The organism is Nocardia sp. NPDC059228, from assembly GCF_042754245.1.
Lineage (GTDB): Bacteria > Actinomycetota > Actinomycetes > Mycobacteriales > Mycobacteriaceae > Nocardia.
In genome coordinates this window covers 360,265-384,483 of record NZ_JBHZAL010000005.1, presented here as the reverse complement: position 1 = coordinate 384,483, position 24,219 = coordinate 360,265, and the positions used below count along the sequence as shown (strand labels likewise).

The window sequence follows — 24,219 nt, the reverse complement described above, 5'->3', positions numbered from 1 at the left end:
GGTTTTCCAGATGAATTCGTCCCCCGGCGGTCTGCACCGCCGTCATTTCCTGCGCGGTTCCGCCGTCGCCGCCCTGGCGATCCTCGGCAGCGGAGCGCTGGCCGCCTGCACCTCGGCGGTGAACCAGCAACGCGGCGGCGACGACAACGCGCAACCCGTGCGCGGCGGTACGCTGAAGTACGGCGTGCTGGTGGACCTCGTGCCCGCCAACCTGCTCACCAATACCGGCACCACACCGTATGTGATCGGCCTGGTCTTCGAATCCCTGGTGCGCTACCCGCACGACAAGCTCGAACCCCAGCCGCTGCTGGCCAAGAGCTGGACCCTCGCCCCCGACGGCAAGTCCATCACCCTGGACCTGCGCGACGACGTGAAGTTCCACAGTGGCCGCCCCTTCACCTCCAAGGACGTCGAGTTCTCGCTGCGCACCTACGCCGATCCCAAGTGGTCGGCGCAGCTGAAGAGCACGGCCGCCGCCGTCACCGGCTTCGACACCAGCGATCCGCACCGCATCACGCTGACGCTGGCGCACCCGCTGAGCAATCTGTTCGACCTGCTCGACACCGTCCCCATCCTGGACAGCGAGTCCATCGACCAGCTCGCCACCGGCGACAAGATCATCGGCACCGGCCCCTTCCAGTTCGTGCAGCGAATCCCCAACCAGCAGTTGGTATTCGAGAAGAACACGGCCTACTGGGTGCCGGACCGCCCCTACCTGGATCGCGTCGAATTCACCGTCATCGCCGACAATCAGGCGCAGCTCAACGCCCTCAAGACCGGCCAGATCCACCTCGCCGACGGCATCACCTACCGCGACAACGAGAACCTCGCCAAGACCGACGGCTTCCGGGTCATCACCTTCGAGGGAGCCGAACTCCAGGTCTACGTCGGCGCGAACGTCGCCGACCCCGCCCTCGCCGATGTGCGGGTGCGCCAGGCCATCGCCTACGCCCTGGATCGTGAGCGCATCATCAAGGAGGTCTTCCGCGGCGCCGGCTATCCGCTGAACCTGCCGTGGCCCAAGAACTCTCCCGCCTTCGACGACTCCCGCAACAGCCGCTACACGCGAGATGTGGCCAAGGCCAAGCAGATTCTGGCGCAGCTGCCCAAACCGCCCAAGCTGCCGCTCACCTACAACACCGCCTACCCGGTCTTCGAGGCCACCGCACAGATCGTGCAGGCCAATCTCGCCGAGATCGGCATCGAGGTGGAACTCGCGCCCACCGAGAACGCCACCTTCATCAAACAGCTGATCGGCGCGCAGTTCCCGGGCCTGTGGATCACCGACCACTCCTGGGCGCAGTTCGTGCCGTCCACGCTGACCGTCAGCGCCTACCCGTTCAACGCGCGCAAGAACGCCTCCCGCTACGAATCGCCCGACTACGTCTCGGCCGCCGACGCCGCCTGGCAGCTGCCGCGCGCCACCGGCCCGGACGCCACCCGCGCCTACCAGGCACTCAGCGATCAACTGCTGGACAGCCTGTTCCTGATCGAGATCGGCGTGCACTACCCGCAGGACAGCGCATCCCGGAAACTGCACGGCTTCGACTGGACCAAGCGCCGCGAGCACGTGTTCACCCAGGCGTTCCTGGCATGACCGCCTATCTGCTGCGCCGGGTGCCGTCGGCCCTCGCGGTCCTCTTCGGGGCGTCGGTGCTGATCTTCCTGCTGCTGCGACTGGTGCCCGGCGATCCGGCCACCACCCTGGCCGGGCCGGACGCCACCCCGGAAACCATTGCCGCCATCCGGCATCAGCTCGGCCTGGACCGGCCCATCCCGGCGCAGTACCTGTCATGGCTGCACGGCGTGGTGACCGGAGACCTGGGGCGGTCCTACGTGATCGGTGGCCAGATCGCGGATCTCATCGTGCGGGGTCTGTCGAACACGCTCATCCTGACCGCCGCGGCGTTGTCGCTGGCGGTGATCGTGAGCCTGGCGGTATCCGTCGCCTCGGTCCTGTGGGATCGGCGCTGGCTCAATGCGATCGTGGCGGCCGCCAATACGGTGACCGTCGCCATCCCGGTCTTCGTGACCGGTGTGCTGCTGGTGCTGGTGTTCGCGGTCGCCATTCCGATCCTGCCGGCGGGCGGCATCCCGCCGGACGGGTTCCTGGCCCGGCCCGACATCGCCGTCCAGTACCTGCTGCTGCCCGCCATCTGCCTGGGCCTGCCGGTGGCCGCCGCGCTGACCCGCTTCCTCACCGAGGCCCTGCGCACCGAACTGGCCAAGCCCTACGTCCTCACCGCCCGCGCCCTCGGCATTCCGCGCCGCCGCATCATCACCCACGGCGCACTGCGAAACGCATTGCCCACCATGCTCACCGCGCTCGGCATCCAGACCGGCAATCTGCTCGGCGGCGCGGTGCTGGTGGAGGCAGCCTTCGCCTGGCCCGGCATCGGCCAGCTCATCGAGCAGGGCATCAACCGGCGCGACTATCCGGTGGTGCAGGCGCTGCTGCTGTTCTCGGTGGCCGTGTTCGTGGCCATCCAGCTGACCACCGACATCGCGCACGCCTACCTGGATCCGCGCATTCGTATCGGAGGTCGCGCATGAGCGAGCCCGCCGTCGCCGAGCGCGGCGACACCACGACGGTCACGGAAAGCCCTGGCCGCGAACCGAATCCGGGGCGGCCGCTACTGCGGGCGCTGACCCGCGGGCAGGGGCTGGCGGGCGTGCTGCTGATCGCCGTCATCGCGGTGGCGGCCCTCGCCGCCGGTCTGCTCACGAAATACGGCCCGCTGGAGCAGATTCCGGGAGCGAACCTGCTCGGCCCGAGCGGCGAGCACTGGCTGGGCACCGATGAACTCAACCGGGATGTGTTCACCCGGACCCTCTACGGCATCCGCGTGGACCTGCTCATCGCCTTCTTGGCGGTCCCGGCGGGCGCGATGCTGGGTTCGATCATCGGTCTGGCGGCCACCGTCAATCCGGTGGCGGATGTGCTGGCGCAGCGCGTCTTCGACCTGATCCTCGCCTTCCCGGCTCTCATCTTCGCCATCGCGCTCACCGCGGTCACGGGACCGGGCGCGCACGCGGTCGTCATCGTCATCATCGCCGCCGAACTCCCCATCTTCGGCCGCCAGATCCGCACCGCCGTACTGGCCGTGCGCGAACAGCCCTACGTGGAGGCCGCGGTGGTGATCGGTGCGAGCACCGGCTGGACACTGCGAAAACACGTGCTGCCCAATGTGATCGAACCGCTCGCCGTGCAGCTGGCGCTGTCACTGTCCCTGGCGGTGTTCGTGGACAGCGCCATGAGCTTCATCGGCATCGGCGTGCGCCCGCCGGACCCGTCACTCGGGTCGATCATCGCCGAGTCCACCCGCAACCTGGACGCCAATCCCGCCATGGCCGTCGGCCCGCTGCTGGTGGTTTCGGCGCTCACCCTCGGATTCCTGTTGATCGCCCAGGCTCTGGGCCGCGCCCGGAGGATCGGATGACCGACGACACTCTGCTCGACATTCGCGACCTGGTGGTGAGTTTCGGCCCCCGCACGGTGGTGAACGGCGTCGGCGTGCGCGTCGCGCGCGGTGAAACCGTCGCATTGGTCGGCGAATCCGGCTCCGGCAAATCCCTCACCGCCCGCGCCGTCCTCGGGCTGCTCCCCACCGGCGCGACCGCCACCGGCTCGATCCGCCTCGACGGCACCGAGATCATCGGCGCCACCGAGACCGACCTGCGCCCCCTCCGCGGCGCCCGGGCGGCCATGGTCTTCCAGGAACCACAGACCGCGCTGAACCCGGTACGCCGCATCGGAACCCAGATCGCCGAAGCCCTGCGCGCCCACCGCCCGATCAGCAGGTCCGAGGCCCGCGCCCACGCCATCGAACTCCTCACCCAGGTCGACCTCCCCGAACCGGCCAAACGCGTCGACTGGTACCCCCACCAACTCTCCGGCGGCCAGAAGCAACGCGTAGTCATCGCCCTGGCCCTCGCCGGCGACCCCGACCTCCTCATCGCCGACGAGCCCACCACCGCCCTCGACGTCACCGTCCAGGCCGAAATCCTCCGCCTCCTCCGGGACCTCCAGCGCCGCAACGACACCGCCATCCTCTTCATCACCCACAACCTGGGCGTAGTAGCCGCCATCGCCGACCGCGTGGTGGTTATGCGCGCCGGCGAAATAGTCGAAACCCAACCGGTCCACGACCTTTTCGCGACTCCGCAGTCCGCCTACACCCGCGAACTGCTGGCCGCGGTCCCCGTGCTGCCTGCCGGCCCAGCGTCACCGTCGACTCTGGCGGCGCCATCTTCGTCATCGGCGTCTGTGACAGGGCTGTCTGTGTCATCGACGACCGTCGGAGGTCTTTCCGCGCCGTCGTCGAATGCGGACGGGTCGGCGGAACGAGTCGCATCGGCCACCCCACGTGCTGCGGCGGTGCCCCCGCTCAATGGGGTGTCCCCGGTGCCCGCGGGCGTAGTCGTATCCCGGGACGCTTTGGACATTTCGGGCACTGACTCGGCGTCCGATGTTTCCGGGGCCAGTGTGCCCGCGGGCGCGGGGAAGTCAGCGCCGACCGCTGAGTCGGCGGCCGAGCCAGTGCTGCGTCTCAGCGACCTGTCGGTGGTCTACCGCCGCCACGGTAAGCGCTTTCAGGCCCTGCATGATGTCTCGCTGACGCTGGCTCCGCGCGAAGTGGTGGGTCTGGTCGGGGAATCGGGTTCGGGTAAGAGCACGCTCGGCCGTACCGCGCTGGGCTTGGTGCCCGCGGCTTCGGGACAGGTCGTGTTGCAAGGCGTCTCGTTGACCGGGTTGTCTCAGCGGGAATTGCGGGGGCTGCGCAAGAACGTCGCGCTGGTGCATCAGGACGTGGCCGCCTCGCTGGATCCGCGGCACAGCCTCGAGGACTCGATCGGCGAACCGCTGCGGGTGCATCGGGCGGCGTCGGGGGCGCTGTTGCGGGCCAGGGTCGGGGATCTGCTCGAATCCGTGCGCCTGCCCCGCGAGTATGCGAGCCGGCGGCCGGGCGAGCTGTCCGGCGGGCAACGTCAGCGCGTGGCCTTGGCGCGGGCGCTGGCCCTCGCGCCACGGCTGCTGGTGGCGGACGAGCCGACCAGCGCGCTGGATGTCTCGGTGCAGGCGCAGGTGCTCGAACTCTTCGCCGATCTGCGCGCCGAATACGGATTCGCCTGCCTGTTCATCAGCCACGATCTCGCCGTCGTGCATCAGGTGGCCGACCGCGCGGTGGTGCTGCGGGAGGGCCGCATAGTCGAATCAGGCCCGGTCACAGCCGTTTTTCAGCATCCGCGCGAAGAGTACACGCGGCGCCTGCTGGACGCGGTTCCCGCCCCGGATCCGGCCCGCGCGCGCCGAGACGAAATCGTGTCCGTCCAAGTACCCCTCGCATTGGGGGCCTGAGAGTAATTTGGGGAGCGCCATTCCGCGCCGACTGTCACGACACACCGGAACTTATACCAATAGGAGTATCCGGTGATACTGACTGGATTTGCCGCGCGGAACGGTTCGTATCCGAATCTGTGTAAGTATCCGTCTCGAAGGAGATCTCGGCGGCGCCTCCACAGGGAGGCGCGGTGGGCCACCGGGATTCCGTACAGGAGGGAACCAGGTGGGCGCGAAAGCGGTATATGGACAGGATTCTCAGGAACTCGAAGCACCCACCTTGGGAAACCTGCTCCGCCGCCTGCGTGACAATCGCGGTGTTTCGCGCGAACGCCTGGCATTCAACGCCGGTGTAAGCGCAAGTTACATCACGCATTTGGAGAAAGGTGACCGCGGCAACCCGACCCGGGAAGTGGTCGAGGCGCTCACCCGCTATCTGCACCGGCTGGATCCGCTCTCCACCGAGGACCGCCGCCAGCTCGGCGACCTCGCGGGCCTGGGATCGGGCGAGCTTCCCTCCCCGAGCGAACTGCGCGCGGCGATCACACCCGAGATGCTGCGGGCCCTGGAGCTGCACAGCCCGAATATGGCCGCCCTGCTCGACACCCGCGCCAACCTGCTGGCCAGCAATGACAGCTGGGACGCCGCCTTCCCGGGCCTGACCGAGGACGGCAATATGCTGCGCTGGTTCTTCGGCAATGAGCTGGCCACCCGGGTCATCGTGAACTGGGAGGCCGATGCCCGCCGGGTCACCCGCTGGATGCGCGGATTGATCGGGCGATCGGGCAATACCGACGGATTCGCCGATCTCATTCGTGATCTCGGGCAATTCCCGAAATTCCGGCAGGCCTGGTCCGAGGGCGGCGTGGAGTTCGCACCGCATGTGTGGGCCGTGCAGCTGCGCAATCCGGTCACCGGGCTGCGGCACAAGGTCTACGCCCAGTACGGCCGGCTCGACAGCGCCGTCTACCCCGGCCAGTTGCTGACAGTTCTCGGGCTACCCGCCTGAACCCGCGTCACCCACGCAGCGGGATGAATTCGGCCGGTGCGCCGTCCACGGCGTCGGCCGGGACGACCACCACGCCGTCGCGGTGCAGCAGATCGGCCAGGTGCGCGGTGCGCAGCCGGAGATCGCCCCGGAAGCCGCCGCCGGGCAGCGCCTGGGCCGGGACGATGCGCAACACCGGCGCGGTCAGCTCGGCGGCGTTCACCAGCGGGCCCACGATCGCGCGGGCCGGGGTCGCACCCGTCAGGCCCTCGACCGTGGCGCCGATCAGCGTGAGCAGGGTGGCGATCGCCGCGAACGGATTGCCCGGCAGCCCCAGAACGACTGTGCCGGAGGCCAATTGCGCGGCCACGGTGGAACCCCCGGGCCGCAGGCGCAGGCGGCGCAGCAGCATGGTGGCCTCGGAGCGGTCCAGTGCCGAGCGCAGCTGATCGGCCGCGCCGCCGCCGGTCGCGCCGACGATGACGAGCAGATCGCAGTCCGCGGCCGCGGCCAGCACCTCGTCGAAGGCATTCGCGGTGTCGCGCAGGTGAACCCGATCGATGGTGGTCACGCCGTACCAGCCCAGGACATCGGGCAGGATGGGACCGATCGAGTCCCGGGTCTGACCGGTGTGCAGCGGCCCCTCGCCGCGAATCTCGTCGCCGGTCATGACGATTCGCGCCCGCACCGGGCCGCGCACGTCCGCCGCTGCGACCTCCGCGCTGGCCGCCACCGAGATCAGCGCGGCCGTCACCGGGGTGCCCGCGGCCGCGACTTCCGCACCGGGGAGCCAGTATTCGCCGCGCCGGCGCACATCCTCGCGAATCGGGGTGTCCGGCAGCCGGTACAACATGCCGTCGGCCTCGAGGCGGACGAACTCGTCGCGCACCACCGAACCGGTCCCGTCGGGCACGTGCGCGCCGGTGGCGATCCGCACCGCCTCGCCGTCCAGCAGACCCACCGGTCGTTGCCCGCCCGCGAAACCGATATCGCGGCGCAGCCGCCAGGGCCCGTCGCCGCTCACCGCGTAACCGTCCATGGCCGAGACATCGAAGCGCGGCAGCGCGTCCGCCGCGAGCAGGGGCGCGGCCAGCGTCGCGCCGCGCGCGGCCCGCAGCACCGCGTGGCGCACCGGCAGCGGGGATATGCGCCCGCGCAGCACATCCCGGGCCTCGTCGAGCCACAGCGGGGCGGCCGTGAGTGCCGCCCCGGTCCGGGCCCGCCGCACGTCCTCGGGGGTGTCGCAGTCGTCCACGCCGGGTAGCGTAACCATGGCGGTATCGACCGGCACCAGCGCCTTCATCGGCCGGTTCACCAGGGAATCCAGGTCTTTCAGAGCAGCGACCAGGGCGGCGCGCCGCCACACCCCGACCAGATACTGCGGGCGGCCCGAGGCATCCGTGGCGAAGACCGCGTCGCTGCCGGATTCCCTTGCATGGGAAAGTAATTCGTCCACCGCCGAGGCGGTGAGGAAGGGCATGTCGGCGGCCAGCACCACGATCAGCCCGGCCGGGAACTCACAGCCGGCGAGGGCGCCCAGCCCCGCGGCAATGGCCGCCACCGGGCCCGCTCCGGCCGGTATCTCCTGTGCCTGAAGGATTTCCGGCGGCAATTCGGGCCGATGCGGGCCCACCACCACGGTGCGTGCACAGCCGGCGACCGCCGCCAGCGCCGCGTCCAGCATGGACTGCCCGCCGACCACGATGGCCGGCTTGTCCACCCCGCCCATCCGGCTGGCCTTTCCACCGGCCAGCACGATGGCGTCGACGGGTGTCACGAGCCCGTTCCGGGGCGGGGGCGTGTCCTTCGTTCGCAGCGCATGGTTGAAGATCGTAGTGGCAGGCTGTTCGGAGCTTGTTGGGCGCACCCGGAAACCTGCGCTTGCTAAGCAATTGCCGTTAGTCGTTACGTTATGAGATGTGTTACGACACATAGTAGAAATGGTGTTGTTTTAACGTTGAGAACAATCGCATATGGCAGTATGCGACCTGAGAACTGGCGGAGTACACGGCGCTCGTCACAGTTCACACCAGGCGTCACACCGGGGTCCCACTGTCCGGTACCGGGAGGACTCAGAGCGATGAAGGTTGGTTTGCTGAATGTTTGTGGAGAGGGAACGGCGTGGTGCTGGGCGTGAAACCGGATAGGGACTCCGACGATCTGAAGCCGCCGACATTCGGACTGCTGCTGCGCCGCCTGCGTGATGAACGAGGCGTATCACGAGAAAGGCTGGCGTTCAATGCCGGCGTGAGCGCCAGCTACATCAGCCATTTGGAGAAGGGCGATCGCGGCCACCCCACCCGCGAAGTGGTGGATGCGCTGCTGCGATATCTGGACCGAATAACCCCGCTGTCGGCCGTCGAGCGCCGGCATCTGCTCGACCTGGCCGGACTCGGCGTGAGCGAATTCCCCACCGTGGAACAACTGCGCGGTGAAATCACCGATGACATGCGCCGCGCCCTCGACCTGCACGAACCAAATCTCGCCGCCTACGTCGACACCCGCTGGAATGTGCTCGCCTGCAACGAGAGCTACTCCCGCGCGTTCCCCGGGCTGGAGCGGGACACCAATATCCTGCGCTGGTTTCTGGGCAACGAGGCCGCTCGCGAGGTCATGGTCGAGTGGGAGGAGGAGGTCCGGCTGACCGTGCACTGGCTGCGCGGTCTGATCGCGAGCTCTGGAGATACCGCCTGGTCGGTTGAATTTCTTGGAGAACTCGGACGTTTCGGACTTTTCCGGGAAATGTGGGACGAGGGCGTCGCGGCCTACGGCAGGCCCCGCGCCACCATGCGGCTACGCGACCGCGAGCGCAATCGGCGCTTCGATATCGCGGTGCAGTTGTTCAGCGTCTTCAATGCGGCCTACCCCAGCCAGATTCAAATCTTCCTCGGCATTCCGAGTTGGCACGAGGCCGGGTGAGAATCCGCCGGCCGTGACCACCCCGGGCACGGCCCGCTCCCTCGAACACTCGGAGCGGAAGGCTCCCCGTCACCGCACGGCCTGGACCTCGCGTCCCCCACGCATCCGCGGCCACGGTGTCGACAGCGCTCGCGTCAGCCGGTTCTCCCGCCGGGCGTTGGACAGCTCGACCAGCCGGATCAGCAGCGGCGCAACCACTTCCGGATGAGTCCAGGCCGCGCCGTGCCCCGCGCCCGGAATGGTGACCACACCGCCGGCCCCGGCCAGCCCGGTGGCCAACGCCTCGGACTTCTGGGCGGTGCTGTTGGCGTCGTGACTACCGCGCACCACCAGGGCGGGCACGGTGATCTCCGGTAGTCGATGCAGTACCGAGCGCCGGTCCATCAGGCAGCGGGCGGCGGGCATGATGCTCTGGCGGTCGGAGTTGTACCAGCGGCTGGTCCAAGCGCGCCACAGCCGCGGATCGGTGCCGCCGATGAGCTGCGGCGCCAATTCGGCGACCAGCGGGGCCAGCGGCTCCGGACCGGTCCAGCATTCGAAGAATTCGCGGTAGTAGGCCAATTCGGCCGGATTGCACGCGGTGGCCTCGGTATCGATCAGGGCCAGGCCCTGCACCCGCTCCGGCGCCAGCAGTGCCATGCGCAATGCGGCGTAGCCGCCCTGGCTCATTCCGCCGACGACCGCCTTCTCGATTCCGAGGTCATCGAGTACCGCAAATCCGTCCGCCGCCAGATCCCAATAGCTGAACGGTTCGCCATCTGGTGACTGGGTGCGACCATGGCACCGCGCATCGACCGTTACGAGATTGACACCGGCGTCTGCCAGAGGTTCGCGCATCGGCTCGAACATCGACTCGTCCATGAAGAACCCGTGGGCGAGCAGCAGGGTCGGGCCGTTGATCTGGCTGGTGACGTAATGAACTGTTGCAGAACCTGATCGCACATAAGGCATGGTCGGACCCTAGACGGCGGAAGCGGCCGCTCCCTACATGTTTGCCCGCGTGGTGCCAGGCACCGTTCGGTGAGGTTCCCGATGGGTACCCACACTGGCCAGTGTCAGTACTGCTAGGGGTTTGCCCCAGATTGCCTCAAAACTGGACAACAAGATCACGAGCCACTTTTAATCAGGCCGTGGCGCTTTTGGGACAAGCGCAATTTCAAGGGAGGAAACAAATGTTCGACGTCACCACCGCAGCTCGGCGCAACGACTTCCGGATCGATCGCGGCGCGGGATTGCGGGAGTCGCTCGAAGGTCTGCTGTTGCACGACGGGGTCGGCCTGGATGCGCGGATGCGCCATGCGATTTCGGCCGTAGTACACCTCGCGGTAGATGCTCCGCTCGGCATTCCGGAAGACGCCGAAGAATTCCTGGGCCGACTGGACGCCTCGTGGCTGTTCGCCGCCTGGAATGACAGCGATCAGGAACTGTCTCTGCTGAATACCCTCGCGTGCGGTGAGGTTCCGGCATTGAGCTGGTGCGAACTCATGTTCACCACCGCGCTCGCGCCTTGGTCGGGTGCGCCGGCTGCCGTGCACGCCCGTCGTATCTTCGTCAATGGTGAGCAGGCCCGCCTCGCCGCCGTCAGTGGCGACTGCGGTATGGGACGCGCGTAAAACATACCGCGCGTTTTTCTTTCTGAAACTTATTGAAGGGATAGAGGAAGTGAAGCTGCTTTTCACCAATTTCGACGCAATGTTCGAATCCCTCGCCCGCCGCGACGGATCCGAGAGCGAATCATGGCATCAGCAGGCGCTGTGCACTCAAACCGATCCGGAGGCATTTTTTCCCGACAAGGGCGGCTCCACCCGGGAGGCCAAGCGCATTTGCTCCTCCTGCGGGGTGCGCAAGGAATGCCTCGACTACGCAGTCACCCACGATCAGCGCTTCGGCATCTGGGGCGGCCTTTCGCCGCGCGAGCGCCGTCGTTACGAGCGCGGCGCGGCCTGACGGCTGACCGGACCCGCTGGGTGATCCGGCTCAGCGCGGAGCACGGACTTGCCTGATCCTCGCGCGGGGAAGCGGTCGGGATCAGCAGCGTCAATCGATAGTCGCTCGTAAGAGACAGAATTCATTGGTCTCCGGATCGGCCAGGACCAGAACCGGCTCGACAGCCGGTGACTCACCGCCGGACGGCGGTGCGTCGGGGCCGACCGGAACCGCGCCCGCGGCCCGCAACCGGGCCGCCTCCACGACGGGATCGTCGCTGGGGAAGGCGACGAGATCCAGATGGAGACGGCTGCGCTCACCCGGCGCCGCCGGCTCGAGCAGGAATTCCAGCCACGGGCCCTGCCCGGTAGCGGCCCGGATACCCGCGTAGCCGGCGGTCCGGTGGGTGAGCGGCCAGCCGCAGGCGGCGGACCAGAACTCGGCCAGCCGCGACGGGTCCCGGGTATCCATCACGATGGCCGCGACCGCACCGGTGTCCACGTACTGCTCACGCGGCTCCAGCACACAGAACTCATTGCCCTCGGGATCGGCCAGCACCGTCCACGGCACCGCGCCCTGGCCGATGTCCAGTCGGCGGGCGCCCAGGGCCAGCGCCCGGTCCACCTGCAGCCGCTGATGATCCAGCGAGCGGCTGCACAGATCAAGGTGGATGCGGTTCTTGGCGGTCTTGGGCCGCCGCGACGGGAGGAAGGTGAGTGCCACGTCCGGAGCGTCCGGGTCCGGTGCGGCGACATCGACCTCGCCTGGACGGTCCACCGTCACCTCCCAGCCCAGCAGCTCGGCCCAGAAGCGGGCCGCCGCCCTGGGCTCGACCGCATCGAACACCACGCAGGCCAGACGGGTGGACATCTTTTCACGGTAACCGGCGGGCGGGGTGGCGCGTATCAGGTTTCGGCGAACCGATAACGGGCGCGCCGCAGGTCCACCCGGCCGTCCGCGATCGGGCAGCCCTCCGCGGCCAGCTCGGCCAGCTGTCGATGCGCCAAATGTGGTGCGGGCGTGCCGTTTGCGCGCAGCACCCGGTGCCACGGCAGGTCCGCGGAATCGGTGCGCATGATCCAGCCGACCGTGCGGGGCGTGGACAGACCCGCCGCGGCCGCGATATCGCCGTAGGTGGCGACCCGGCCGGGCGGAATGGCCGCGACCAATTCGCGCACTCGCTCGACTTCGGCTTCGGTGGTTGGCATTTCGCGCCTCCTGGGTCAGAGCAGGGCACGGACCAGCGCGGCGGTCCGCACCGGCCGCGCCTGCGCGACCATGTGGTCGCAATCGAATTCGTGGACGGTGAGCCGGTCACCCAGATGAGCGGTGAGCGCCGCCCGGAAGTCCGGAGACACCAGCGGCGGGTTCACCTTCATCGCCTGCACCATGACCGTCGGCATCTCGCGGGGCGGCAGCACGAAGTCCCGGGCGATCTCACCCCAGAAGGCGATGATCGCCGGCATGGTCATGCGCCAGCCGACCCGGCCGTTCGCGGTGGGCACCAGGTGCTCCGCCAGCTCGGCATCCAGGACCGCCGGGTCCACCTCGGCCCAGGACGTCTCCAGCTTGTCGAACCGGGCCTGTTCGATACTCTCGTAATCCGGCGCCGCCAGCATGGAATTCGCGATGGTCAGCATGCGCTCGGGTTCCAGGCCGATGGCCGGATCCAGCAGTACCAGCCCGCGCACCAGCTCCGGGCGGCGATGCGCCAGATGCACCGCGGTGGCCGCGCCGAACGAATGCCCGAGCACCACCACGGGTTCGCTCGTCTCGTGCTCCAGCAGCGCCGCGAGATCATCGACGAGAGTTTCGAAATCCCAGGGCGGCACGCCGGGCGACCTCCCGTGCCCCCGCAGATCCGGTGCAATGATCCGGACATCGGGGAGATGCTCGTCGGCCAGCGCCTGCCAGCGCCGGCCGTGGCCCGTCAACCCGTGCAACGCCAGCACGACCGGACCGGTCGGGGGACCGAAACGATGACTATGAAGCTCCACCACGCTGCCCATTCTGCTGCCTGGGCCCGATATGAACAGCTTCCGGACTGTGATCGGCGGCACGGCCAACTCATGGCAAACGAAACCTGTCGGGGCAGTCTGTTGAAATAGCCGACGTGATGCGATCGGATAGCTCGGTGCAATTGGTGCGCCGGGCCGAGGCGGCGACCCCCTCACGGGAGTGGGACGCCACCCTCCGGCCGCTGTTCGACGACCTCGGCGCCGACCCCGGCTGGCGGCCCTGGCAGGTGCTCGGCGGACCCGGGACCGGCAAGACCGCACTGCTGGTCGATGTGGCCGCCGCGCGCATCCTGGCCGGGGCCGCACCCGAATCGGTGCTGGTGCTCACCTACACCAAGCGCGCCGCGACCGCCGTGCGCGCCGCCATCACCGCCCGCGTCGCCACGGCGGATCCGGAACTGGGCGGGGTGCCCGGCGCCACCCGCGGGCCGCTGGTGCGGACCATCCACTCCTACGCCTTCGGACTGCTGCGTTCCTTCGCGGCGGCGCACGGCAATCCGCCGCCGCGTCTGCTCACCGGATCCGAGCAGGACATCGTGGTGCGCGAACTGCTGCGCGGCGACCTCGCCGACGGCGCCGCCGCATGGCCCGAAAGGCTGCATCCCGCGCTGCCCGCCGCCGGATTCGCCGAACAATTGCGGGACCTCATGCTGCGGGCCACCGAACGCGGTCTGGGCCCCGAGGATCTCATCGAACTCGGGCGCGCCCACGGCCATCCGGAATGGGTCGCCGCCGGGCGCTTCGCCGAACGCTACGAGCAGATCATGATGCTGCGCTGGTCGGTCGGCATGGACGTGCCCGAGGCCAGCGCCCCGGCCCTCGACGCCGCCGAACTCGTCACCGCCGCCCTCGACGCCTTCTACACCGACCCCGAACTCCTTGCCGCCGAACGCAATCGGCTGCACTGCATCCTCGCCGACGACGCCCAGCACCTCGATCCCCATGCCGCCCAGCTCATCCGCGCCCTGGGCAGCGGCGCCGCCACCACGGTCATCGCCGCCGACCCCGACCAGGCCGTCTACACCTTCCGCGGTGCCGACCCCCGCTTCGCCGCCGACCCCGACGCTCCCGCCGACCGCCGCATCATCCTGCGCCACAACCACCGCTCCACCCCGGCTATCCAGGAAGTAGCCGACCGCATCGCCGCCCGCCTCCCCGGCGCCGCGCCCCATCGCACGCCACCGCCCGATCCGCGCCCCACTGCCGCCACCTTCGATTTCCTGCACGAGATCGCCGCCGGCCTCGTGGACGGCGACGAATCTCGCGGTGCCGCAACCCCGCCGCACATCGACGGCCCAGCCGGCACATCGGGACCGAACGACACGACGTCCACGACTGCCAACGGCGGCACACGCCGTTCGAACGGCCTCCGGCCCGCCGCCGCGGCCCCGCCGCACCAGGCCGGCGCAGGCGATCGGGGCGGCACCGGGCGAAGTCAGGTCGGAGCGAGCGATTCGGCGCGGCGCTCGGCCGGGGGTACCGATGAACGCGGCCGATCCGGGAATGCCCGGGGCGGTTCGCAGTCCGGTGGCGAGGTGCGGGTGCAGGTGCTGACCACACCGGCCAAGGAGGCGGCACTGATCGCCGATCATCTGCGGCGCGCGCATCTCACCCACGGGGTGCCCTGGTCGCACATGGCGGTGATCGTGCGGTCGGTGCCGCTGTCGCTGGCGCCGCTGCGGCGGGCGCTGCTGGCCGCCGGTGTGCCGGTGCGACAGCCGCCCGCGGATGTTCCGCTCGCGCGGCGGCGGGGCGCGGTGTGGATGTTGCTGGCGCTGCGGGCGGTAACCGCGGGCGATCCGACCTCGGTGCGGCATCCGCGGCCGATTGCGTTCACCGCCGACGACGCGCTCGACCTGCTGGCCGGACCGCTGGGCGCGGCCGACCAGATCAGCCTGCGGCGGCTGCGGCGCGGCATCCGGCGCACGGTCATGGAGCTCGGATATCCGGAGCGTGCGACCGAGGACGACGCCGAGCGCGATTCGATCGGCGCGGCCGAATCCGATGCGACGGAATCGGATCCGGCGGACAGCGGGCGGCCCTCCGAGTCGCCCGGCGCGGGTGCGGGCCCTTCGTCCGCTGCCACACCGCCGCGTGGCGACAGCCCGGTCCGGCCGCGACCGGATGCCGAATACGACCGGGACGCGGAGCGATTCGCCGACCTGGACCGGTCGTCGGCGGAGATTCTGCGGGATCTGCTGGTGGGGGCCGGGAATCGGGTGGTGCTGGAGAAGCTCACGCCGGTGGAGGCCGCGCCGCTGCGGCGGGTGCTGAAGGCGCTGGGCCGGGCGCGGAAGGTGCGGCGGGACGGGGGCGGGCTGGAAGACGTGATGTGGGGGGTGTGGACGGGCTCCACGCTGGAGCGGCGGTGGGTGGGGCAGTCCGAGCGCGGGGGAGCGGTCGGGATGCAGTCCGATCGGGATCTCGACGCGGTGGTCGGGTTGTTCGAGGCGGCCGCGGCGTATGTGGACCGGCTGCCGCGCGCCACCATCGAAGGGTTCGTGGAATACCTGGAGCAGCAGGAGATTCCGCAGGACAGCGCGCCGGTCACCGATCCGGGCGAGGCGGTGACCATCTGCAGCGCGCACGCGGCCGCCGGGCGGGAGTGGGACACCGTGGCGGTGGCGGCCGTGCAGGAGGGCATCTGGCCCAATCTGCGGCCGCGCGGCACCCTGCTCGGCGTCGAGGATCTGGTGGATCTGCTTGCGGGCGTGGGCGGTTCGGGGGAGAAGGTGAGCCGGGCCGCGCCGCTGCTCGCGGAGGAGCGGCGACTGCTGCTGGTGGCGTGCAGCCGGGCGTGCCGGTCACTGCTGGTGACCGCGGTCGAATCCGTCACGGGGGACCAGGATCTCGTGCCATCGCGGTTTCTGGCCGACATGGACGGCGAGGCCGCCGATGGGCAGCCGGGCCGGATTCCGCCGCCGGTGGACCCGGGCCGCGCCCTGGCCATGCACGCCCTCATCGCCGAATTGCGTGCCGCCGCCTGCGATCCCGAGACCGCGCCGGAGCGCCGGCTGCGCGCGGCCCGGCAGCTGGCGCGGCTGGCGGAGGCCGGGGTGCGCGGCGCACACCCGGACGACTGGTACGGCACCGCGGAGCTCTCCTCCACGAATCCGCTGTGGGACAGCGAGGACGGCGCGATCTCGCTGTCGCCGTCCACCGTGGATCAGCTGAAGACCTGCCCGCTGCGCTGGGCGCTGGAGCGGCACGGCGGCGGGGACGGCGAGAACCCGCACGCGCTCAAGGGCAATCTGGTGCACACCCTGGTACAGGCGCTGGCCGGGCAGGTCAGCGAGGACCAGGTCAAACAGGCCCTGGCCAAGGCGTGGAAGAAGGTCGACCCCACCGCCCGCGACGGCGAGAACTGGCACTCCCGGGCGGAACTGCGCCGCACCGAGACCATGGTCGACACCTTCCTGGCCTGGCTGCGCAATACCCGCGACGAGCTCACCGCCATCGGCGTCGAGGTGCCGGTGGACTGCGTGCTGCCCGCCCGCGGCCCCGGCGAACAGCCGGTGCGGATCAGCGGCCGGGTCGACCGGGTGGAGCGAGATGCCCTGGGCCGCTTCGTCATCGTCGACGTGAAGACCGGCAAGACCCCCATCTCCAAGCAGGCCGCCGAGGAGCACGCACAGCTGGCCACCTATCAGGTCGCCGCCGCCGAGGGCGCGCTCGGCGAGGGCGAGCCCGGCGGCGCGCGCCTGGTGTACGTGGCCAAGCCCAGTAGCAAGGAGGGCGCGACCCAGCGCACCCAGCCGCCGCTGGACGCGGACGGAATCGAGACCTGGCGCACCGTCATCCACGACGCCGCCGATGCCTCCAAGGGCCCCAGCTACCTCGCCATGCGCAATGACGGCTGCCGTCACTGCAAGGTCGCCGGCAGCTGCCCCGTGCAGGACACCGGCCGGCAGGTGACGGACTAGTGCGCGTCACCCCGCGTCAGCTCGCCGACGCGCTGGGCCTGCCGCCGCCCACCGACGAACAAGCCGCCGTCATCGCCGCCCCGCCGGGGCCCACCCTGGTGGTGGCGGGCGCGGGCGCGGGCAAGACCGAGACCATGGCCGCCCGCGTGGTCTGGATGGTGGCCAACGGCCTGGTCGAACCCGAACAGGTGCTGGGACTGACCTTCACCCGCAAGGCCGCCCAGCAGCTCACCCAGCGCATCCGCACCCGGCTGGCCCGGCTGGCCGGCGCACCGGTGCTGCGCGACATCGACCCCACCGGCCACCTGCGCGCCCAGCTCACCGCGTCCGAACCGGAGATCAGCACCTACCATTCCTACGCGGGCCGCCTGCTCACCGAATACGGCCTGCTGCTGCCGGTCGAACCCACCGCCACCCTGCTCACCCAGACCCAGCTGTGGCAGCTCGCCTACCGGGTCGTCTCCACCTGGGACGGCGACCTCGACACCGACCGCAGCCCCGTCGGCGTCACCGAGGCCGTGCTCGCCCTCTCCGGCCAGCTCGCCGAACACCTGGTGGAACCGCACCAATTGGCCTCGGCCCACCTGGAATTGGAGCGCCTCGTCCACACCCTCCCCGCCGGACCCCGGCAGAAGGGCGGCCCCAAGAAGGCGCTCCTCGACCTCCTCGAAGCCCAGCACGAGCGCGTCGCCCTGCTGCCCCTGGTGGATCGCCTCGCCGAGGAACTGCGCCGCCGCGGCGCCCTGGACTTCGGCGCGCAAATGTCCTTGTCCGCCCGCCTGGCCGCCACCCACGCGGAAGTCGGTGCGGCCGAACGCGATCGTTTCCGCCTGGTCCTCCTGGACGAATACCAGGACACCGGTCACTCCCAGCGCATCCTGCTCTCCTCCCTCTTCGGTGCGACGGCTCCGCCCGACCCGGCAGCGGCGCCGACCCGGCAACCGCTGGCCGTGACCGCGGTCGGCGACCCCATGCAGTCGATCTACGGCTGGCGTGGCGCGTCGGCGGCCAATCTGCCGCGCTTCGCCACCGACTTCTGCAGTGCCCCGGGGATTCCCGCGCCGATCCTGCCGCTGCTCACCAGCTGGCGGAATCCGCCGGAGGCCCTGGATCTGGCCAACCTGGTGTCGGATCCCCTGCGCGAGCGGGCGGCGCGCGGCGGGGGAGTGACGGTGGACGCGCTGCGGCCCCGCCCGGACGCCACCGCCGGACTGGTCGCCATGGCGCTCGCGGAAACCGTTGCGGTGGAACGGGAGTGGGTCGCAGAGCGGATCGCCGCCGAATGGGAGACCGCGAACGACGCGGGCGACCCGCCGCCCACCTCCGCGGTGCTGGTGCGGCGCAATGCCGATGCCGCGCCGCTCGCGGAAGCCCTGCGAGACCGCGGATTACCCGTGGAGATCGTCGGCCTGGGCGGGCTGCTGCACACGCCGGAGGTCGCCGATATCGTCGCCACCCTGCGCCTGGTCGCCGACCCGTCCGCCGGTAGCGCGGCGGTGCGCATTCTGACCGGTGCCCGCTGGCGGATCGGCGTCGCGGACATCGCGGCCCTGTCCCGCCGTGCGCGGGAGCTGTCCATCCGCCGCCCCGCCGGGCAGACCGACGCCATCACCGACACCGCCACCCTGGACGAGGCGCTGCGCGAGGTCGCGCCCGAACCCGCGGAGAAGGCCGGTCTCGGCGACGCCATCGCCGATCCCGGTGAGCCGGAACAGTATTCGGCCCAGGGCTTCGCCCGCATCACGGCGCTCGGCCGCGAGCTCTCCGCGCTGCGCGAGCGGGCCGGCCAGCCGCTGGCCGAACTGGTCGCCGATGTGGAGCGCACCATCGGCATCGGCGTGGAGACCCAGGCCCGCCGCACCCACGCCGCCGCCGGGCGCGAGCACCTCGACGCCTTCGCCGAGGTGGTGGCCGGATACTCCGCCGACCACCGCTCCTCCCTGTCCGGCCTGCTCGACTTCCTCGCCGCCGCCGAAGAGGTCGAAAACGGTTTGGAGCCGGGCGAAGTCGAGGTCGCCCACGACCGCGTCCAGGTGCTCACCGTGCATGCGGCCAAGGGCCTGGAGTGGGAGGTGGTCGCGGTCCCGCACGTGGTGGACGGCACCTTCCCGTCCGGCACCGGCACCGCCACCTGGATGGGCGCGCTCGCCGAACTCCCGACCGCGCTGCGCGGTGACCGCGAGCAGGAGGACGCCACCGACGGCGTCCCCGTCCTCGACCTGGCCGACCTCTACGACCGCGCCGACCTGGAACGCGCCCTCGACGACCATAAGAAGGCCCTCGCGGCCCGCCGCCTCGACGAGGAACGCCGGCTGTTCTACGTGGCCCTCACCCGCACCGAGCGCGCCCTGTTCGTCTCCGCCCACCACTGGTCGGAAACCGGCTCGAAACCCAAGGGCCCCTCCGCTTTTCTGCTCGAGCTCAAACACGAGACCGAGGCCCCGGGCTCGGAGCTGGCGCGCGGTGCGCGCATCGACCGCTGGGACGATCCGCCCCTGCCCGACACCCCCAACCCCTTCACCGACAACCCGCAGACCGCCACCTGGCCGCGCGACCCGCTCGGCTCCCGCCGCGAATTCGTGGAGGAAGGGGTGACCCTGGTCAAGGCCGCACTCGACACCCTGCGCGCCGAATCCCGCCCACAGCAGACGGAACTCGACTTCGGGCCCGAATTCGGCGGCGCCGCAGCCGATCCCGAGCCGGAGGACGAGGATCCCGAAGGCTGGGCCGAGGATGTCAGCGCCCTCATCGCCGAGCACCGCGCCGCCGAACAGGCCGTACGCGAGGTCGAACTGCCCGGCCAGCTCGCCGCGACCGCCCTGGTCGACCTGAGCGCCGACCCCGCGAAACTCGCCGCGCGCCTGCGCCGTCCGCTCCCGTACCCACCCAGTCCCTACACCCGCCGCGGCACCGCCTTCCACGCCTGGCTGCAGCGCTGGTTCGGCGGCGCGCGCCTGCTCGGCTTCGAGGAACTGCCCGGCGCGGCCGACATCAGCGACGCCGACGCCGACCTCATGCGCCTGCAGGAGGCCTTCCTCGCCTCACCGTGGGCCGACCGCAATCCCGTCGAGGTGGAGGTCTCCTTCGAAACCACCATCGCGGGCACCGTGATTCGCGGCCGCATGGATGCCGTCTTCCGCCGCCCCGACGGCATCTGGGTCATCGTCGACTGGAAGACCGGCGCGGAACCGCAACGCGCCGACGAGGATTCGGTCGCCGTCCAGCTCGCCGTCTACCGGCTGGCCTGGGCCCGTCTGGAGGCCGCCCGCAGCGGCCGCGCCGAATCCGACCTGCTGGCCGAGACGGTCGCCGCCTTCCACTACGTCCGCACCGGCCGCACCATCGCCCCCGAACACCTGCCCGGCCCAGCCGAACTCGCCGCCATCATCACCGACGCGGCCCCCCGCCGGATTCCGCCGACCCCGCCCGAACCCCCGCTCCCGCCCGAGCCGGACGACGACGACCCGGGTCCTGCCGAGCCCACCGATGTCGAAATGCTGCGTCTCCCGGCCGCTTCGGGACGATCCGCACCCGCCGGATTCGACGATGAACCCGCGCCCGGGCTCGAACCACCGCCCGACCCGGAAGCGCCACCCGTCCCGGATGCGCCACTCAGCTCCGATGCGCCACCGCCCTCGGCGCCGATGCCCACCGAGCGCGCCGATGCCCACCCGGGCTCGCACCGGAATCCGGTGCCGGGCTTCGATTTCCCACCCGATTTCGAGCCGCCACCCGATCCGGAATCGGTGCCGCCGGACCCGCTGTACTGAGTCCCGGACCGTCGCGCGACTTCGCGACGCGCGCCCGCCGAAACCGCCGCACGGCGTTTCGCCCGGTACGCTCCGGACCTGTGCCGCAGCCAGAAGTGCCCGAAATGACCGGTGATTCACGTGTTCGGTGACTCCTCGCGCGGGCTGGCCGGTCTCACCGAGCGGCCCGACCACGCGCTGGTCGGCGTCCTGCGGGTCCCCTCCGCCCAGTCCAGCCCCTGGTACTCCCTGGTGCGACGGCTGGGCGTGGCGGTGCTGCTGCTGGTGGCGGCCACCCTGGTGGTCTACATCGGACGTGACGGCTACCACGACAATGCCCGCGACCGGATGGGCCTGCTGGACTGCGCCTACTACGCCACGGTGTCGCTGTCGACCACCGGCTACGGCGACATCACACCGGTCACCCCCACCGCGCGGCTGATCAATATCCTCATTGTCACGCCGCTGCGGATCCTGTTCCTCATCGTCCTGGTCGGCACCACCCTGGCGGTACTCACCGAACGGTCCCGGCAGGCGTTCAAGATTCAGCGATGGAGGCGCACCGTGCGTAATCACACCGTGGTAGTCGGCTACGGCACCAAGGGCCGCACCGCAGTGGACGCCATGCTGGCCGACGGCGCGCAGGCCGGCGACATCGTGGTGGTCGACACCGACCCGCAGGTGCTCGAATTCGCCGCCAATGCCGGGCTGGTGACGGTGCATGGCTCGGCCACCAAGTCGGATGTGTTGCGGCTGGCCGGAGTTCAGCACGCCGCGGCCGTCGTGGTGGCCGCCAACCGCGACGACACCGCCGTCCTGGTCACGCTCACCGCCCGCGAAATCAATCCCAGGGCAAAGATTTCCGCGGCGGTGCGCGAGGCCGAGAACACCCACCTGCTGCGTCAATCCGGCGCCGACTCCGTGGTGGTGTCCTCCGAGACCGCCGGCCGCCTGCTCGGCATCGCCACCACCACCCCGGCGGTGGTCGACATGATCGAAGACCTGCTCACCCCCGAGGCCGGTTTCGCCATCGCCGAACGCGACGTGGAGACCGAGGAGATCGGCGGCTCCCCGCGTCACCTGCGCGACATCGTGCTGGGCGTGGTCCGCGACGGCCGCCTCATCCGCGTCGGCGATCCCGAGACCGACGCCCTCGAGACCGGGGACAAGCTCCTCTATCTGCGCCGCGTCCACGCCTGACCATCGCGCCCGTCTAATCTCGGGGTGTGTCAGGTTTCCAGCTGAATGCCGTTCCGGTGCTGTCCCGTACCTCACTCGACCGGGCCGAAGACCTCCGCTCCGACGAACAGGCCCTGAAAGAGGGCTGGGCCCAGGCCAAACTCCTGCGAATGAACAAGCGCGGCCAGGTCCGCGCCGACAACGGGACCGTGGTGCTCGAGCCCGCGCTCACCCTCGCCCCCGAACGTGCGCCCGAGGCCGTCTTCCTCGGCGTCGACGACGGCACCCACCTGTGGGCCGTGCGCGACAACACCATCGAGGGCACGCTGGCCGACCTGCGCGCCTACGGCTCCACCCTGGACCTCGACGATTTCGGCACCGGCCTGCTCTCCACCGCCATCGCCCTGCTGAACTGGCACGACAAGGCGGCCTTCAGCGCCGTCGACGGCACCCCCACCACCTCTGCCAACGGCGGCTGGTCGCGCATCAGCGAAACCGGGCACGAGGATTTCCCGCGTACCGATCCGGCCGTCATCTGCCTCATCCACGACGGCGGCGACCGCGTGCTGCTGGCCCGCCAGCACACCTGGCCGCAGGGGTTGTTCTCGCTGCTGGCCGGTTTCGTGGAGGCGGGGGAGTCGCTGGAACGCTGCGTCGAACGCGAGATCAAGGAGGAGGTCGGCGTCGACGTCCACGAGATCCGCTACCTGGGCAGCCAGCCCTGGCCCTTCCCGCGCTCGCTCATGCTCGGCTTCGCCGCCGTCGCCGACCCGGACCAGCCGCTGTCCTTCCACGACGGTGAGATCGCCGAGGCCTACTGGTTCACCCGCGACGAGGTGCGGGCCGCGCTGGCCGCGGGCGCGTGGGGGTCGCCCACCGGCGCCACCGGCGGCGAGGCGAAACTGCTGCTGCCGGGGTCGATTTCGATCGCCCGGACCATTGTCGAATCCTGGGCCGCCGAAAGCTGATCGGGCACAACAAGAAGCCGCACACCTACTGGTGTGCGGCTTCTTTCTTCATCCCCGGGGCTAGCCGATGGCGGCGAGGGCCTCTTTCACCTGTACCAGGGTCGGGTTGGTGGCCGTCGAGCCGTCGCGGTACTTCACGGTCGGCACAACGTGATTGCCGTTGTTCACACTGCCCACGAATTCGGCGGCATCGGGGTGGTCCTCGATGTCGATCACCTCGTAGGTGATGCCGGCCTCGTCGAGCTGCTTCTTGAGGCGACGGCAGTAGCCGCACCAGGTCGTCGAGTACATGGTCAGATCGGTAGCAGTCACGGTCGGTGCAACATACTCGCCGCGGATCGTGTTCCCCGCGGAGGGTCGGTTGTGAGCCGATCGACGCCGTTCCGAACCGATCGAAGATCAGGGGTTGACGCAGAAGTACTAAGCGCGCATACTAATTGCATGACGTTCATCGCTGAAGCCTCCGCCACCTCGACCGCCACCCCCGCCGCCTTCTTCACCAAGTGGGCCGACATGGCCACCTGGCCCGAGTGGAACCAGGACACCGAATGGGCCGAGCTCGACGGCAAGTTCGAGCAGGGCGCGACCGGCGTTATCAAGCCCAAGGGCGGTCCCAAGACCAAGTTCGTCGTCACCAAGCTCACCGATACCGAATTCATCGACTCGTCCAAGCTGATCGGCGCGCGGCTGATCTTCGCCCACGAGGTCACCAGCGACGGTGAGCGCACCACCGTGCAGGTCCGCATCACCATGGAGGGGCCGCTGCGCGGCCTCTGGAACAAGATCATGGGCGGCAATCTCGCCAAGTCCCTGCAGGGCGATGTCGAGGCGCTGGTCGCGGCCGCCGAGGCGGTGCTGGTATGAGCACCAGGTACTGGCTCGCGGTTGTCTCCCGCGATCATGTCCGCCGGGGTGTGGAACTCGGCTTCGCGCAGGCCAATCACGGCAAGCGCGCGGCCGTGGAACGCATGAAGGCCGGGGACGGACTGGTCTACTACTCGCCCCGCACCGGCATGCGCGAGGGCGAACCGATCAAATCCTTCACCGCCATCGGCACCGTCGCCGATGGCCCGGCCTGGCAGGTCGAGGAACAGGGCGGCTGTTTCCGCCCCTGGCGGCGGGGGGGGGGGGGGCCCCCCCCCCGCCCCCCCCCCGCCCCCCCCCCCCCCCCCCCCCCCCACACCCCAAGAACACAACCCCCCAACGGG

The 24,219-nt window shown here is 70.0% G+C and carries 20 protein-coding genes; 14 read left to right on the top strand and 6 right to left on the bottom strand.

The features are described from left to right. The first annotated feature begins 10 nt into the window (after positions 1-10). The 5 genes from ACFXKA_RS12040 (at position 11) to ACFXKA_RS12020 (ending at position 6,350) form a co-directional block, all read left to right on the top strand. Complete coding sequence (locus ACFXKA_RS12040) at positions 11-1,597, top strand: ABC transporter substrate-binding protein (protein WP_379427185.1); 1,587 nt, start codon at positions 11-13, stop codon at positions 1,595-1,597. Beyond that, positions 1,594-2,553 carry an ABC transporter permease gene (locus ACFXKA_RS12035; protein ID WP_379427184.1) on the top strand — a complete coding sequence of 320 codons (960 nt, stop codon included), beginning with the start codon at positions 1,594-1,596 and terminating at the stop codon, positions 2,551-2,553. Before ACFXKA_RS12040 ends, ACFXKA_RS12035 begins: the two co-directional genes overlap by 4 nt. Further along, positions 2,550-3,440, top strand: coding sequence for an ABC transporter permease (locus tag ACFXKA_RS12030; protein WP_354840385.1), 891 nt, complete (start codon positions 2,550-2,552; stop codon positions 3,438-3,440). Before ACFXKA_RS12035 ends, ACFXKA_RS12030 begins: the two co-directional genes overlap by 4 nt. Further along, on the top strand, positions 3,437-5,359 hold the full coding sequence (locus tag ACFXKA_RS12025; RefSeq protein WP_379427183.1) for a dipeptide ABC transporter ATP-binding protein: 1,923 nt from the start codon (positions 3,437-3,439) through the stop codon (positions 5,357-5,359). Before ACFXKA_RS12030 ends, ACFXKA_RS12025 begins: the two co-directional genes overlap by 4 nt. 262 nt (positions 5,360-5,621) lie before the next feature. Next, complete coding sequence (locus tag ACFXKA_RS12020; RefSeq protein ID WP_379427221.1) at positions 5,622-6,350, top strand: helix-turn-helix domain-containing protein; 729 nt, start codon at positions 5,622-5,624, stop codon at positions 6,348-6,350. Between the two features lie 7 nt (positions 6,351-6,357). Here ACFXKA_RS12020 and ACFXKA_RS12015 read toward each other — a convergent pair whose 3' ends face one another. Next, the gene (locus tag ACFXKA_RS12015; protein ID WP_379427182.1) at positions 6,358-8,106 is read right to left on the bottom strand and encodes an NTP transferase domain-containing protein; all 1,749 of its coding nucleotides are present in this window, start codon (positions 8,104-8,106) and stop codon (positions 6,358-6,360) included. Positions 8,107-8,462: 356 nt separating this feature from the next. Here ACFXKA_RS12015 and ACFXKA_RS12010 point away from each other — a divergent pair, with 356 nt between their 5' ends. Next, a complete protein-coding gene (locus tag ACFXKA_RS12010) occupies positions 8,463-9,248 on the top strand; it encodes a helix-turn-helix domain-containing protein (RefSeq protein ID WP_354840393.1) in 786 nt (261 codons plus the stop codon). A gap of 69 nt (positions 9,249-9,317) precedes the next feature. On the opposite strand, the gene ACFXKA_RS12005 is transcribed toward ACFXKA_RS12010, so the two are convergent. Next, complete coding sequence (locus tag ACFXKA_RS12005) at positions 9,318-10,199, bottom strand: alpha/beta hydrolase (protein WP_354840395.1); 882 nt, start codon at positions 10,197-10,199, stop codon at positions 9,318-9,320. A 221-nt stretch (positions 10,200-10,420) separates the two neighbouring features. On the opposite strand from ACFXKA_RS12005, the gene ACFXKA_RS12000 reads away from it, so the two are divergent. Beyond that, positions 10,421-10,861, top strand: coding sequence for a hypothetical protein (locus tag ACFXKA_RS12000; protein ID WP_354840398.1), 441 nt, complete (start codon positions 10,421-10,423; stop codon positions 10,859-10,861). Beyond that, the gene (locus ACFXKA_RS11995) at positions 10,833-11,195 is read left to right on the top strand and encodes a WhiB family transcriptional regulator (RefSeq protein WP_379427181.1); all 363 of its coding nucleotides are present in this window, start codon (positions 10,833-10,835) and stop codon (positions 11,193-11,195) included. Before ACFXKA_RS12000 ends, ACFXKA_RS11995 begins: the two co-directional genes overlap by 29 nt. Positions 11,196-11,285: 90 nt before the next feature. Here the strand turns inward: ACFXKA_RS11995 and ACFXKA_RS11990 are convergent, their stop codons facing one another. Genes ACFXKA_RS11990 through ACFXKA_RS11980 form a run of 3 tightly spaced genes read right to left on the bottom strand, consistent with a single transcriptional unit; the run spans position 11,286 to position 13,183 of the window. Continuing rightward, a complete protein-coding gene (locus ACFXKA_RS11990; RefSeq protein ID WP_379427180.1) occupies positions 11,286-12,044 on the bottom strand; it encodes a VOC family protein in 759 nt (252 codons plus the stop codon). 35 nt (positions 12,045-12,079) lie between these two features. Then, a complete protein-coding gene (locus ACFXKA_RS11985) occupies positions 12,080-12,382 on the bottom strand; it encodes an MGMT family protein (RefSeq protein WP_354840404.1) in 303 nt (100 codons plus the stop codon). A gap of 15 nt (positions 12,383-12,397) precedes the next feature. Further along, a complete protein-coding gene (locus tag ACFXKA_RS11980; protein ID WP_379427179.1) occupies positions 12,398-13,183 on the bottom strand; it encodes an alpha/beta fold hydrolase in 786 nt (261 codons plus the stop codon). A 107-nt stretch (positions 13,184-13,290) separates the two neighbouring features. On the opposite strand from ACFXKA_RS11980, the gene ACFXKA_RS11975 reads away from it, so the two are divergent. The 4 genes from ACFXKA_RS11975 (at position 13,291) to nudC (ending at position 23,011) form a co-directional block, all read left to right on the top strand. Beyond that, on the top strand, positions 13,291-17,115 hold the full coding sequence (locus tag ACFXKA_RS11975; RefSeq protein WP_379427220.1) for an ATP-dependent helicase: 3,825 nt from the start codon (positions 13,291-13,293) through the stop codon (positions 17,113-17,115). Further along, positions 17,115-20,885: an ATP-dependent helicase gene (locus ACFXKA_RS11970; RefSeq protein ID WP_379427178.1), complete on the top strand. Its 3,771-nt coding sequence runs from the start codon at positions 17,115-17,117 to the stop codon at positions 20,883-20,885. Before ACFXKA_RS11975 ends, ACFXKA_RS11970 begins: the two co-directional genes overlap by 1 nt. 120 nt (positions 20,886-21,005) lie before the next feature. Then, positions 21,006-22,064, top strand: a complete 1,059-nt coding sequence (locus ACFXKA_RS11965) for a potassium channel family protein (RefSeq protein ID WP_379427177.1) — start codon at positions 21,006-21,008, stop codon at positions 22,062-22,064. 26 nt (positions 22,065-22,090) lie between these two features. Further along, positions 22,091-23,011 carry an NAD(+) diphosphatase gene (gene nudC, locus ACFXKA_RS11960; protein ID WP_379427176.1) on the top strand — a complete coding sequence of 307 codons (921 nt, stop codon included), beginning with the start codon at positions 22,091-22,093 and terminating at the stop codon, positions 23,009-23,011. 60 nt (positions 23,012-23,071) lie between these two features. Here nudC and ACFXKA_RS11955 read toward each other — a convergent pair whose 3' ends face one another. Further along, complete coding sequence (locus ACFXKA_RS11955; protein WP_354840418.1) at positions 23,072-23,323, bottom strand: mycoredoxin; 252 nt, start codon at positions 23,321-23,323, stop codon at positions 23,072-23,074. Positions 23,324-23,452: 129 nt separating this feature from the next. On the opposite strand from ACFXKA_RS11955, the gene ACFXKA_RS11950 reads away from it, so the two are divergent. Next, complete coding sequence (locus ACFXKA_RS11950; protein ID WP_379427175.1) at positions 23,453-23,875, top strand: SRPBCC family protein; 423 nt, start codon at positions 23,453-23,455, stop codon at positions 23,873-23,875. Further along, positions 23,872-24,219: EVE domain-containing protein (locus ACFXKA_RS11945; RefSeq protein ID WP_379427219.1), on the top strand; the 348-nt coding region annotated here is incomplete at its 3' end. The genes ACFXKA_RS11950 and ACFXKA_RS11945, both read left to right, overlap by 4 nt.

Excerpts from the sequence above, each read along its gene's own strand:
- ACFXKA_RS12040 (WP_379427185.1), top strand. The coding sequence starts at position 11 with ATGAATTCGTCCCCCGGCGGTCTGCACCGCCGTCATTTCCTGCGCGGT.
- ACFXKA_RS12035 (WP_379427184.1), top strand. The coding sequence starts at position 1,594 with ATGACCGCCTATCTGCTGCGCCGGGTGCCGTCGGCCCTCGCGGTCCTC.
- ACFXKA_RS12030 (WP_354840385.1), top strand. The coding sequence starts at position 2,550 with ATGAGCGAGCCCGCCGTCGCCGAGCGCGGCGACACCACGACGGTCACG.
- ACFXKA_RS12025 (WP_379427183.1), top strand. The coding sequence starts at position 3,437 with ATGACCGACGACACTCTGCTCGACATTCGCGACCTGGTGGTGAGTTTC.
- ACFXKA_RS12005 (WP_354840395.1), bottom strand. The coding sequence starts at position 10,199 with ATGCCTTATGTGCGATCAGGTTCTGCAACAGTTCATTACGTCACCAGC.
- ACFXKA_RS12000 (WP_354840398.1), top strand. The coding sequence starts at position 10,421 with ATGTTCGACGTCACCACCGCAGCTCGGCGCAACGACTTCCGGATCGAT.
- ACFXKA_RS11990 (WP_379427180.1), bottom strand. The coding sequence starts at position 12,044 with ATGTCCACCCGTCTGGCCTGCGTGGTGTTCGATGCGGTCGAGCCCAGG.
- ACFXKA_RS11985 (WP_354840404.1), bottom strand. The coding sequence starts at position 12,382 with ATGCCAACCACCGAAGCCGAAGTCGAGCGAGTGCGCGAATTGGTCGCG.
- ACFXKA_RS11980 (WP_379427179.1), bottom strand. The coding sequence starts at position 13,183 with ATGGGCAGCGTGGTGGAGCTTCATAGTCATCGTTTCGGTCCCCCGACC.
- ACFXKA_RS11975 (WP_379427220.1), top strand. The coding sequence starts at position 13,291 with ATGCGATCGGATAGCTCGGTGCAATTGGTGCGCCGGGCCGAGGCGGCG.
- ACFXKA_RS11950 (WP_379427175.1), top strand. The coding sequence starts at position 23,453 with ATGACGTTCATCGCTGAAGCCTCCGCCACCTCGACCGCCACCCCCGCC.